The sequence below is a fragment of the Roseiconus lacunae genome, from assembly GCF_008312935.1.
Classification (GTDB): Bacteria; Planctomycetota; Planctomycetia; order Pirellulales; family Pirellulaceae; genus Stieleria; species Stieleria lacunae.
In genome coordinates, this window is the sequence record NZ_VSZO01000002.1 from 172,746 (window position 1) to 184,382 (window position 11,637).

An 11,637-nucleotide genomic window follows, 5' to 3' on the forward strand; every position below is an offset into this window, starting at 1 on the left:
GCGAGTCATCGATCCCGGCTATTATCCATGCTGGTTACCGCAAAAATAGAAACGGTCACTTGACGCTGATATTGAATCGGATCCGTTGAAAAATTCATTCGTTCGCAATACGCTTCGCTTCGCTGCCGCGATGGTCATTGCTTGGTGCGTGATGCTGGTCACGCACGAGCTTGGTCACCTGTTCGGCGGATGGGTCACCGGGGCGACATTGATTCGCTGTGATCTAGCGCCGTGGCGTTTGCCCTATTCGATCCATCAGCCCGACCCGCATCCCTTGATCACCGTTTGGATGGGCCCCATCGTCGGTGCATTGGTGCCGCCCATCGTTGCCGGTTTGACGCGAAATTTTTGGGCATGGCTGGTCGCCGATTTTTGCATCCTCGCAAACGGCTCGTACTTGGCCGTCGCATGGTTTTTGGACGATCGTTTGCTGGACACGGCTCGATTGATCGATGCCGGTGCGAGTCCGATCACAATCGCTTTGTTTTGTCTCGTGACCATTTCATTTGGCTATCGCCGCTTTCGTTTCGATTGTATGCAGCTATTCGCACCGCCGAGCAAGGAGAACGAAGTGGACGTTTCGTAGGATCAATTGACACCACTGCGTACAAACGTCCGACGCGAATTTAAAATCGCTCTGAAACACCTCTCAATGATTACCAACCTAAATCGCCGTATCCTGTTTTCGGCAAGCCTTCTTTGACAGGTAGCTGTCTCTACTTGGCATCGGAAAGTTTCAACGAGAGCGGTTGCGTTTTACCTCGGGAGGTGTCGATTTCGAGGTCTTCCCAAGTCAGTGTTTTAGCTTTGTTGCTGACCGAACCTTTGAACTTCAACGTGTACTTGCCTTCGGGAAGTAACCCAAAGTTGAAGCTTCGGTCTTGGCCGACGATATCTTTCGATTTCATATTAACCGGGTCCGGCGCGGGAGAGAGCGTCAACGTGCCATTGAGTCCCGCGCGGGTATCGATCTTTCCATGTAGCCATCCCTTCTTTGCCGGGGTCGATGACTTGTTGCTGCCTTGTGACCCAGCCATCGAAGTTTCCGGCCGCTTAACAAACTGAATCGGGTACTGTGACTCGAACGCATTGCCCGATGCGTCGGTGGCGCGCACCGCGATGTGATAGTTTTGGGCGAGCGGAAACTTAAAATTCGTCCGAGTGCTTGGCACGACGGCGACGCTTCCGGCAACGGGGGGATCAAAGGTGTATCGATCGCGTTGTGTGTTGGCTTGTCCATCGCCGGTTGTGTCCAAGCCGTATTCGATCGTTTGGATTCCTGACGCGGCCGCCCCGCCGTCGATTGCCGCGATCGTGAAGCCGACCGTTGCTCCTTGAATATAGGGACCTTCGCTGGTCGGCCGGACGGTGATCGAATTGGGTAGGGTGGAATCCATGACGGCCGTGATTGCGGTGGATTCTTCTTCTCTGCCGTCAAGTAATAGTGTTGCCGTAATCGGCACACGCTCGTCGGTGTATTGCCCTTGTGGTAGGTCTTCGGATAGATCGCTAACGGTCGTTTTCAACGTCACCACGCCATCGAGGGTCGCTTGAGACAACTGTGTCTTGACGATCCGATCGGTGTGATATGTCGCGTAGGGCCGGCCTTCGACACTCAGCCGGATTTCTGGTTGACGCGAAGGCACGAAATCTCCGTCTGAGAAATCGGCTCGGATAACGGTCCGGAGTAACTCGCCACCGCCTTTAAAGTACACTTCACGGCGTGGGGCAAAGATCGATTCCGCCGGAGGAGTTTTTTCACCGCTCGGACGTTTGACATGAATGACCGAACCGATTTCGACTCGGTTTCTAGTTTTACTCTGACCGACGCTACCGGATTGGTGTTCGACGAGATGCGAGATCGCTCGCGGCCATCCGTCGACGTCCAGACGGACCCAGGATCGAGAATTTCGTTCGTTAATCGGCACGCTGATAAAGCCGATCGGTTCACCGGATTGCCCTCGAAGCCGAAGCGGACGGAAATCTGGACGTTCGCGATTTCCGGACTGAAAGTTTGCCCATTGGTCATCGGCTTGCCACGTGACGACCACGGGGCGTGTTTGAATCTCCGGGATTTCGTCACGTTCTTGGTCGCCATCGAGCGTTGCCCGCAGGCTTGCGTTCACTTCGACTCGGCCGTCGTTGAAAGTCACCTTGGTATCGATGTAATCGCGTGGTGACCACGGCCGCGCGACAAGAAAAATGACTTGATCTTTGTCGGCCAGTGTATTGCCGTCCTGATCGATCAGACGACACACCAATGCCATCCCGTGAGAGATATCAAGGTCCTCCGGTGGCGAGCTACTCGGCGCTGTCTCCTCCGCCGTTTTATCGCCGACAAACCGAAGCGGAACGTGTTCGTTTCCGGCAGGGATGTCGATCACGCCTGGGCCAAGGATCACGCGTTCGGGACGCAGATAGCGTTCTTCCAATCGACCGTCGTTATCAAGGATTCGACCGTCGACGGGATCGGAATAACGCCGGGCAGCGAAATCGGGCCAATAGGCACGCACGTTTTGCGGCATCGGATTGGGAAGCCGAATCAGCCAGACCTTTGCCCGGCACGCTTTGTCGGCTTGGTTGTAAAGGCTCAGTTGAAACGGAGTCTTGCGATCATTGAACGTCCTGAGCCACATCCCGCCTGGCAGACTTCCTTCGCCGCTCTCGGTAGGACGACTGCAGCCGATACCTCGATAGTTCGATGCGACTACCACCAAGCGATTTTCGGCCGGAAGCTCGACCGGAATTTGGTAGGTCCCGACAACCCCATCGATTTGGTCGGAGGTGCGGTCGCCCCGAATCGTCAGTTCGAGATGAAGTTGTTCGTTCGGTTCGGCAACACCACGTGCCGTTATTCGAATCGGTAACTCATACACTTGTTCTGCGGCGATCGTTACCCCGGTGGTTTGATCCGGTCCGAGGTCGTTTTTCCCCGGAATGGCAAGCTCAATCGAAACCGGCGGATCTCGGAAATCGCTGGTCGAAGTTCGCATGCGATAGCTGATCAGTAAGCGAGTCGAACTCGGTCGGTCTGGTTTGATTCGCAGCGTGAGCGAACTTGAGTCATTGGATGATTCCAACCGCACCGCACTTTTAATGACCACCGTCGAGTCTTCTGTTTCAGCGACGAGCGGTGTGCCGGATGAGTCAACGAGAACGACCGATGGCCGGCGAATGATTGGTGCTGCGGTGACGGCGTGACGCAGCGGCGGTGCCGTGATTGCTGCGACGTCGTAACGTGGATCGACACGAAGCATGCTCGCCAAACGCTGTGCGAACGAAGTTTGATCCGGATTGGAAATGAACTGTCGATGCCATTGCTCAGCCGAATTCGCATCGACCGATGCACTCGGCGGCGAATAAAAATCCTGGACGTGAACGTTGTACTGGGCCACGCGCTGTTGATCCGATTCGCTCGCTTGTGACTTGCCGAACGCAGTGTTGATCAATTGAATGTCCCGCACTTCGACGTCGGTGCTATCGATGGGTGCTTCGACAATGGCCGATCGCAACCGTCGACGTTGATCGGCCGACGGAAGCGGGCTGCGCAACCACGCATACGCGATGCGGACCAATTCCCAAGTCCGTTCGGGGTCACGTCGAGAAAACTCGTTTGCCAAGTCCTCGATTGTTTGGTCGACGTTGCGATCAAAGGCATTGATCGAATCGATCAAGTCACGTTGCTGTCGTTCCAGAACGGCAAGTGTCGGGGCTTGTCCGCCGAGCGCCGAAGCGAGCGTTCGCTCGGCATTTCGTGCCGCTGTCAAAAGTTGATTGATCGGCACCGTCGCGTTTGCCAAGATCGCTTGACGTTCAAACTCGTAGAACGACCAGAGTCGACAATAGGCTGCCGCGACGCAGTGTTGCAGTGCATTCGCGGTTGTTAAACGCCGGTCTTGCCGCTGGTTGTTTGAACGTGCGAGTTCATTGACGATCAAGTCTGCAAGTTGTCCGACGATGTCATCGTTGATCGGGTCCGAGACCGAACCATCCTGAGTAAGACGTTGAAGCTTTGCTAAATCGCCTGTCACAATTTCGGGAATCTGCAGTGATGTACGATCAGTCACTACGGGATCGAATCGCTGAATTTCTGCCGCCAGTACCTTAAGTGTTAGCTGTCGCCATAGGTGAGGCGACAATGCGAGTGGACTGAGCGTCGACGCTTCGCCCATTGACTCCGTCGAAACTGATTGAAACCGATCCCTCAAGGTCCAAAAGTCGAGTGCAGCGGATGTCTTGTCGGCGTCACGCTGGATTGGCTCTAGGACGGCCGTCGGCGAAGGCGGAGCGTCGTTGCTTTGTCCGGAAGCATTCTCGGTCGCTTGATTCGGATCGGCGACTGGTGATGACGCGTCTGCTTGCGATGGATTCGTCGGTGTCTCGGTAGGACGACCATCCTCTGCGGGTTCCGATTGTCCGTTCGATGGCGGAGATTGGAACACGACCGACCGAACATCAAGTTGATCTCGCGCTGCGGTGGGCTGCTCTTCACCGCCGCGAGACTCTGATTTTGCGTCCGACCGTTCCTCTTGTGTGTCTGAATTCTGTATGTCTGAATCTTGACCGGTTGGGTGGTAGCGATTGACCCAAACATCTAATTCGCCGGCGGCGAGATTTTGTGGCGATACGGTTCCTTGACCGCCGCGATAGAGCACGATTCGCGGGGCGTCATCGGCATTGCGTGGCAATCGTGCGTAGCGATCGGAAATAAACGCGCAGAGTTCAGACAGTTCAATCACGCCATCACCATCCAATTCGGCTTGACCGGACAGTCCGTCGAGAAACGTCTTTGTTGACAACGGTAGTTTCGCTTGCGGGTCCCAGCTAACGTTCTGTAGTGGTGCCCGTGTTGAGAGAACCCAAAGGTTGGAAACAAAGGGGCCGGTCATCTCTTGAACTAATGATTCGAGCGATGCGAAGACCGATTCATTGGCTTGACCGAGAGCGGAATGTGCGGCGAGCGGTTCAACGTCCAGCACAACCAGCCGAGTCCCCGAAAACGATTCGGGACCTTGGTTGACAAGCGGGGTCAGTATTTCGCGAAGCGGTAGCAGCCCTGTCGGTTCAGAAGCCCCGGGGGCAAGGTTCAGGTCGGTACATGCGAGCGCCGGTTCGCCCTCCGCGTTTTCGAGCAAGTAGCCGCGAATCACGACCAACAAGGTGTCATCGCTATCATCGAAGTACTTCGCAATTTGCGTGGTCTCTTGCAACCGTGCGAGAATGGTAGCCTTGGAATCGTTGACCACATCGGCAGCCAATTGATCCCGAAACGCTTGCCGGGCCGATTCGGCAAACAAGCACGGTGTGACGACGTCCAAATTATAAGACGGCGACACCACGATGGTGACCAATTCACGATTGGGGCGGGGGCGAAGCAAAATGAACAGGAACAACGCCAACAGTAACAGTGCCAAGACCGTCAGGATGGACTTGGTCGCCTTTCGTTTGTCGGCTTCGCTACCGGTGGTTTTTCGCCATGATTGACGTTCGCCGTATTTGCCTGCGGTACTCATAAGCGATTTGCGGAGTGGCGTCAGAAATGGTGTTCAGTCGAACGGGTTAGGAAACGCGAATGCGAGTCTTCTGTGATTTTAAGATCGGCCGATGGGCGCCGGTCGTGGTTTCTGGGCGACCACTTTCCTTATGGCAGCCGGGACAGACGCCCGTTGGCTGATGGCCCCCATCAAATTTTGGCCGAATGTTAAGCTAACGGAATCGCCCGTTTGCGTCTGTGGGAAGTCCGCAAGAAGTCACGATTCAATGGCGAAGAGATCCTCCAGCGACAGAATCGACCGCCTTGGCGGCCTCTCGTCGACGCCCAGTGCCGCCCCGAGGCGACACATGCTAGAGTATCGGTTGGAAAACGCGTTACGGACTACGGGGGAACAAGTCACCGATGCACAACGAGAGCGTCGCTTGGTTGGAAGGGATGTTTCTTCGGCCACACCACATGCAGTCGGCCGAACGAAGTCTCGATGACAACATCCGTCAGCAGGCATCGCTTGACCATGCCTATCACTACGGCATTCGCCAGATCAGTTTTTCACGAGATGCAATTGCCAACGGCCAATTCGAATTGTCCGAATGCCAGGCACGGTTGCGCGATGGGACGGTGATTTGGATCGACGCGGCGACGCAACCAGACCGCGTTGATCTCGGAAAAGCTGGTGGCGCGGCAAAACGAAGTCTCGCCGATGCATTTGATCAAATGGAATCGATCGATGTGTTTCTGGCGGTCCCCAAACTGCGTCTCGGTCGCCCCAACACGCTCGAAGAATCTGGCGGCCAGCATCGCTACGTCAGTCAAACCGAAACGGTGGCCGACGAAAATGCCGGCGGCAACGAACAAGAAATCACGATGCGTTCGCTTAATGTTCAGATTCTGTTAGGGACAGACAATCTGGGCGGGTACGAAACGCTTCCGATCGCCCGGATCAAACGAAGCGGTGCCGCCGAAGCCGCACCGGAACTCGACCAAGACTACATCCCACCGGTTTTAGGGTGTGACGCGTGGCCGGAATTGGCACGCGATTACGTGCGAGCGGTCTACGACATCATCGGACAAAAACTAGAAGTCCTCGCCCAGCAGGTCAACACGCGTGGCATCATGCAGGGTTCTCCCGAAGCCGGGGACATCAACCGTTTGCTGATGCTGACGGCACTCAACGCCGGTTTCGCCTCGTTGCGTTCACTCGCGTTTGCCCGCGGAGTCCACCCGCATGTCGCCTACACCGAGCTTTGTCGCATCGTCGGTTCACTTTCGATCTTTCGGTCCGACCGGAGACCGGGAGAGATCCCGCTGTACGATCACGATGACTTGGCGAGAATCTTTACCTGGGTTCGCGAAGAAATTCGGTCGCTGATCACCGAAGTCCAAGAATACAAATTTGAGCGTCGAGATTTTATCGGGGCGGGACGCGGACAAGAAGTTTCGCTCGATCAAAAATGGATGAGTCAGGGCTGGGAGTGGTACATCGGCGTGCAATACGAGCATATCACTGCCGCCCAGTGCCGCGATTACCTGGTGCCGGGCCGTTTAGACTGGAAACTCGGAAAAAGTGAAAAAGTTGATTTCATGTTCCGATACCGACAAGAAGGCCTGAACATCACCGAGACAAAAGCGCCTCGGGCACTGCCACAGGGCGACAACTGGTTGTTTTACAGCGTGAACAAGAGTGGTCCGGCGTGGGAGGACTTGCGATCGGATGATTCCCCACGATTGGGAGTGCGTTTTAAAGAGGCACTGATTACGAATCTTGAAACCCTGCAAGGAAAGAAAGAACTTCAAATCAACGTCGATGGGATCGAAGGCACGCTGCGACTGAGCCTGTTCGCGGTTCCGGCGTCCTAGTGCATTGGCAAAATTAGATTTTCGGGTTCGGCTCATCAGCCGACGGGCGTTAGCCCCGGTTATGCCGACTGGCGTTAGCCCCGATTATTGCGCACAAACCGCTGCTAACGCCCCACGGTGCTGGATCCTGATGCCAGCCGAGACGTTTTTGAAGCGTCGCGGATAAGATCGCTGATGAGGCGAGCCAAAATATTCAATGAAACCATGCCGGACTCGATGCCATCACGTAGCTTTTAGATCTTGGACTTGCCCTCTCGACTTGATTCATGTCGCCAGAATTTGCCAAAGCGGTTGACCCGATCTTTATGTATGTCTCGTTAGTGATCGACGAGATCGAGATTAATCGCAGCCCCAACCCGGAAGACGTCAACGCCAAAGTCCGCGGACTCTTGGACGCCGCCGAAAATGCGCTCGGCGGAAGCCAGGATTGGCAATTGGCGAAGTACGCACTTGTCGCCTGGGTCGATGACTTGCTGATCGAGGCGGCTTGGGATGGCAGTCAGTGGTGGGAACAGAATCGACTGGAGTTTCAAATTTTCAACACGACCAGCGCGTTCTCCAAGTTCTACGAGCAGAGCCAGAAGGCGTCACAGCTGCCCAAAAAAGATGCCCTGGAGGTATTTTATGTCTGCGTCGTGCTCGGCTTCCGTGGACTCTACGGCGACCCCGAAGCGACCGCGCAACACGAGCACTTCAAGGTCCCGCCGTCGCTCAATGAATGGGCTCGCCGGACCGGGATGACGATCCAGCTCGGCCAAGGCCGGCCGCCGATCCTCGAACAGGGACGTCCCGGGATGGGTGCCCCACCGTTGGAAGGCAAGTATTTGATGATCAGCTCGGTGATCTGCTGCGTGCTACTTTCGGCGGTCACCATCGGCATCGCACGGATGGTGCTGGGCGAATGAATCAACATAGCGACGCCAGACGATCGGCCGCCGCATCAATGCCACGGCTGAAATCTCGATACAATCAGGGCTGTCACAGCCACACGACCGACAACGCAAAACGCCGTATCTCGGCAGGGCCGATGGGGAGGTTCACTTAGGATGGGAAGTGCCATTCGAAGCTTTATCGATGCGGTGCTTTATCCGTTTCGCCTGATGGCACGGATCCCCAGCAGCGTGATCAGTACCCCCAGGCGTGTTCTTGGGTTATCGCTGCAGTCCCGGGCGGCGCTGTTGTTGTGGGTTGGATTGCTTTTCGTAGCGATCATTTGGGCGGTTGTTCGTTTTTATACCGATGACCGCGAGCAGTTTGGTGGGTTCTTGGCGATGGAGTTGCCCATCGTCTTGCTGCTTTGCTTTGCGATTCCGGCCGTCGTTTGGTATGCGTTGAAACTCTGGCTCGAAGGCGAGCCCTCCCAATTTCCGGAAATCGATCGTGTCTGGGATGGGGCGCTCGAATCGATGCGCGAGCACTCGATCGATCCCACCGAAACGCCGATCTTTATGATCCTCGGGCCCGGCACCGTCGACAGCGTGAACGCCTTTATGGCGACCAGCAATACGCAGTTTCCGGTTCGAACGCCACTCGGGCCCGCCCCGATTCATGTGTTCGCCAACCAACAAGCCATCTATGTGGTTTGCACCGAATGTTGCCAACTCAGCAAACTGTTCGGATCGCCACGCGACGCGACGATCGTTCCCGACCAATTGCCTGGCGCACCGCCCCCGCCATTCGCACCGAACGCGACGATGGACGTCAGCTCGATGGGAGGTGGCCAAGCGTTCGGCGGACCACCGATTCCGCCGGCGGCCGCTAACCCGGGCGGGAACTATTCGGCAGAGGTTCGGAACACCATCGCCGGATTAAACATCCCCACGCCGGCGCCTAGCGGTGGCGCGGACTTACGGGGGACGATGATGGTCGGCGACCTCTCCGGCGGCGCGGCAAATCCGACTGCCCCACAGGGTGGCGGGATCGCAAGTGCAGCGCTCACACCGAGCGATGCCAGCGAAGCGACGAATCGATTGGCGCACCTCGCACGCCTTTTTCGAAAGCTTCGCGATCCCCTGTGCCCGATCAACGGCGTCATCGTCTCGACACCGTTTCGTTTTTTGGCTGATGGGTCGCAGGAAATGGTCAACCAGATTTTGGTCGCCCAAAAAGCAGACCTCGCCTGCTTACGAGGGACACTACGGATTCGCTGCAGTGTGACCCATGTCGTCGATTCGATGGAACTGGAAACCGGTTTCCGTGAACTGGTTCGTCGAGTCGGTGCCGAGCGGTCTTCCGTTCAGCGGTTTGGCAAAGGCTATGGCTTGTGGAACCTGCCCAACGCCCAACAGCTTGACGCGGTCGTGCGACATGCCTGCGGTGCGTTCGAAGACTGGTCGTATCTACTGTTTCGTGAAGGCGACGGCCTAAACAAAGCCGGCAACCGGCACTTGTATTCGTTACTGTGTCGAATCCGATCGACGTTCCAGCCGAGGCTGTCGCATCTGATCAAGTCGGCGTATGGGATCAATCCGTCCGGGCCGCAATTAAGCGACAGTGAGCCGCTGCTTTTCAGTGGTTGCTACTTCGTCGCCAGTGGTCAGATGCCCGACCGCCAAGCGTTCCTTGCCAGCGTTTTCAAGAAGGCACAGAACGAAGAAGAAGAACTTGAATGGGGTAGCGAGGCGATCGCCGAAGAAGATCGCATGCAAGCCGGCGTCCGAGTCCTGATGGTTGTCAACGGTGCCTTGGTGGCGACGATCATTGGGTTGCTGGTTTATCACTTCAATATCAATCCGTAACGTGTCCACGTTTACCTTTTAACGAGCCGACCGAGATGTTCGCCCAGCAGCCCCAACCCGGGGACCACACTAGCGAGTATGGCGAGCCGCAAGACGATGCGGCATCGGCGGAACGCTTCGACAACCAACAGTTACTCAATGACGTGTTGGGGGAAACGCTTGCCAGGCACCAAGAGGACGGTGGGTCACTGATCGACGCGCTCGAACAGCTTCGCGGATCATGCGACGGCCGGCGATGTGACGAGTCCTTGTTTGTCGAAATCGCCCGACAGGTACTCCGCCACCGACTAGGCGATCGCTTTCGACGACTGCCTCAAGATGCCTTCGAAGAGGTCGGGCGAGCGTTCTGGAACAATGAACAATCGCGTGAACGGATTCAACAATTCTGGTCCACCCTGGGGATCGACAAGTGACTTCGCCGCCGGAAGAACAACCGAATGTTTCCGAGTTGATCAGCGAGGCCCAAGGGCTCGTACGTTCGCTGGCGATGAAGGTTCATCGGTCGCTGCCGATCCCAATGGACCTCGACGACTTGATCGCTTACGGCCAGCTGGGACTCGCCGAAGCGGCGCAAAAGTATGACCCCGCCGAGGGTGTTCGCTTCACGACATTTGCCTACTATCGCGTCCGCGGTGCAATCTACGACGGCGTGTCGAAGATGAATTGGACCAGCCGCGCTCGACTGCGCCGGGCACGCTTCCGTGAAATGGCCGACGATGTCATTCAGTCCGATGCGACCGCGACGGCGGAAGGCGACGCGGAATCACCAAATGAATCCGATGCCGAATGGTTGGGACGGATGACCGAACGGTTGGCGATCGTCTACTTGGCCAGTGGAGATGAGAACTCCGATGCCGGTGGGCCGCTCAACGATGCCCCCGACCGGCATGAGATCCCCAGCAAAGTCGTCGCAAACCGCGAAATGCAATTAACCCTTCGAAAGCTCGTCGATCAACTTCCCGCCGACGCTCGGCGTTTGATCTCAAGCATTTACTTTGAAGGTTTTTCGCTGACCGAAGCCGCCGAACGGGTTGGGATCAGCAAGAGTTGGGCGAGCAGGATTCACGCCAAGGGATTGGATCAATTGGCACAATCTTTGCGCAGATCCGGTAACGATTGAGGAATCATTTCGCTGAGAACCTATCGAGAGAATGATGGGCGAGTCGCAACGGTGTTGCGTCGTGATAAGACAGGATCGAATCAGCCGAATGGCGTTAGCCACGGTTCAGCCGGCTGGCGTTGCCACGGTTTTGCCGAACGGGGTCAGAACACGTTTAACAATCACACACACTCGCACGACCTCCAAGTGCGAGGGGCAATTCGCAATGACAGAACACTGATTCAGCCGCGATTGAACCACAACCAACGGGGCCAACGCCCGACGGCAGATCCATCGAACCCGAACGACCAATTGAAACCGAATCGCGAACCGGACTCGTAACGAGCGGGGTTGGTGACACAGACCGGACGCTCCTGCGTTCGACCTACATTTCCAGATAGGTTCAACGTTTGTAAGCAGTCCGCAGATGCGGGCCGACAAACAAGCGG

The 11,637-nt window shown here is 56.3% G+C and carries 7 protein-coding genes; 6 read left to right on the forward strand and 1 reads right to left on the reverse strand.

All coding sequences use genetic code 11. The annotated features are described in order from the left end of the window. Window positions 1–85 precede the first annotated feature (85 nt). Window positions 86–586 carry a hypothetical protein gene (locus FYC48_RS07020; protein ID WP_230776483.1) on the forward strand — a complete coding sequence of 167 codons (501 nt, stop codon included), beginning with the start codon at window positions 86–88 and terminating at the stop codon, window positions 584–586. 130 nt (window positions 587–716) lie between these two features. Here FYC48_RS07020 and FYC48_RS07025 read toward each other — a convergent pair whose 3' ends face one another. Beyond that, entirely contained in the window at window positions 717–5,513 is a 4,797-nt protein-coding gene (locus tag FYC48_RS07025; protein ID WP_149495990.1) for a RodZ family helix-turn-helix domain-containing protein, read from the reverse strand. Between the two features lie 383 nt (window positions 5,514–5,896). Here FYC48_RS07025 and tssK point away from each other — a divergent pair, with 383 nt between their 5' ends. From tssK to FYC48_RS07050, 5 genes are all read left to right on the forward strand, one after another. Then, the gene (gene tssK, locus FYC48_RS07030; protein WP_149495991.1) at window positions 5,897–7,351 is read left to right on the forward strand and encodes a type VI secretion system baseplate subunit TssK; all 1,455 of its coding nucleotides are present in this window, start codon (window positions 5,897–5,899) and stop codon (window positions 7,349–7,351) included. 266 nt (window positions 7,352–7,617) lie between these two features. Further along, window positions 7,618–8,256, forward strand: coding sequence for a DotU family type IV/VI secretion system protein (locus FYC48_RS07035; RefSeq protein ID WP_149495992.1), 639 nt, complete (start codon window positions 7,618–7,620; stop codon window positions 8,254–8,256). Window positions 8,257–8,397: 141 nt separating this feature from the next. After that, on the forward strand, window positions 8,398–10,089 hold the full coding sequence (locus tag FYC48_RS07040; protein WP_149495993.1) for a type VI secretion protein IcmF/TssM N-terminal domain-containing protein: 1,692 nt from the start codon (window positions 8,398–8,400) through the stop codon (window positions 10,087–10,089). Window positions 10,090–10,124: 35 nt separating this feature from the next. Further along, entirely contained in the window at window positions 10,125–10,502 is a 378-nt protein-coding gene (locus FYC48_RS07045; RefSeq protein WP_149495994.1) for a hypothetical protein, read from the forward strand. Beyond that, the gene (locus tag FYC48_RS07050; RefSeq protein WP_149495995.1) at window positions 10,499–11,209 is read left to right on the forward strand and encodes a sigma-70 family RNA polymerase sigma factor; all 711 of its coding nucleotides are present in this window, start codon (window positions 10,499–10,501) and stop codon (window positions 11,207–11,209) included. The genes FYC48_RS07045 and FYC48_RS07050 overlap by 4 nt, the downstream gene beginning before the upstream one ends. Window positions 11,210–11,637 lie beyond the last annotated feature (428 nt).

Bases quoted from the DNA above. Each gene is read 5' to 3' on its own strand.
- tssK (WP_149495991.1), top strand. From the start codon at position 5,897: ATGCACAACGAGAGCGTCGCTTGGTTGGAAGGGATGTTTCTTCGGCCA.
- FYC48_RS07025 (WP_149495990.1), bottom strand. From the start codon at position 5,513: ATGAGTACCGCAGGCAAATACGGCGAACGTCAATCATGGCGAAAAACC.
- FYC48_RS07045 (WP_149495994.1), top strand. From the start codon at position 10,125: ATGTTCGCCCAGCAGCCCCAACCCGGGGACCACACTAGCGAGTATGGC.
- FYC48_RS07040 (WP_149495993.1), top strand. From the start codon at position 8,398: ATGGGAAGTGCCATTCGAAGCTTTATCGATGCGGTGCTTTATCCGTTT.
- FYC48_RS07035 (WP_149495992.1), top strand. From the start codon at position 7,618: ATGTCGCCAGAATTTGCCAAAGCGGTTGACCCGATCTTTATGTATGTC.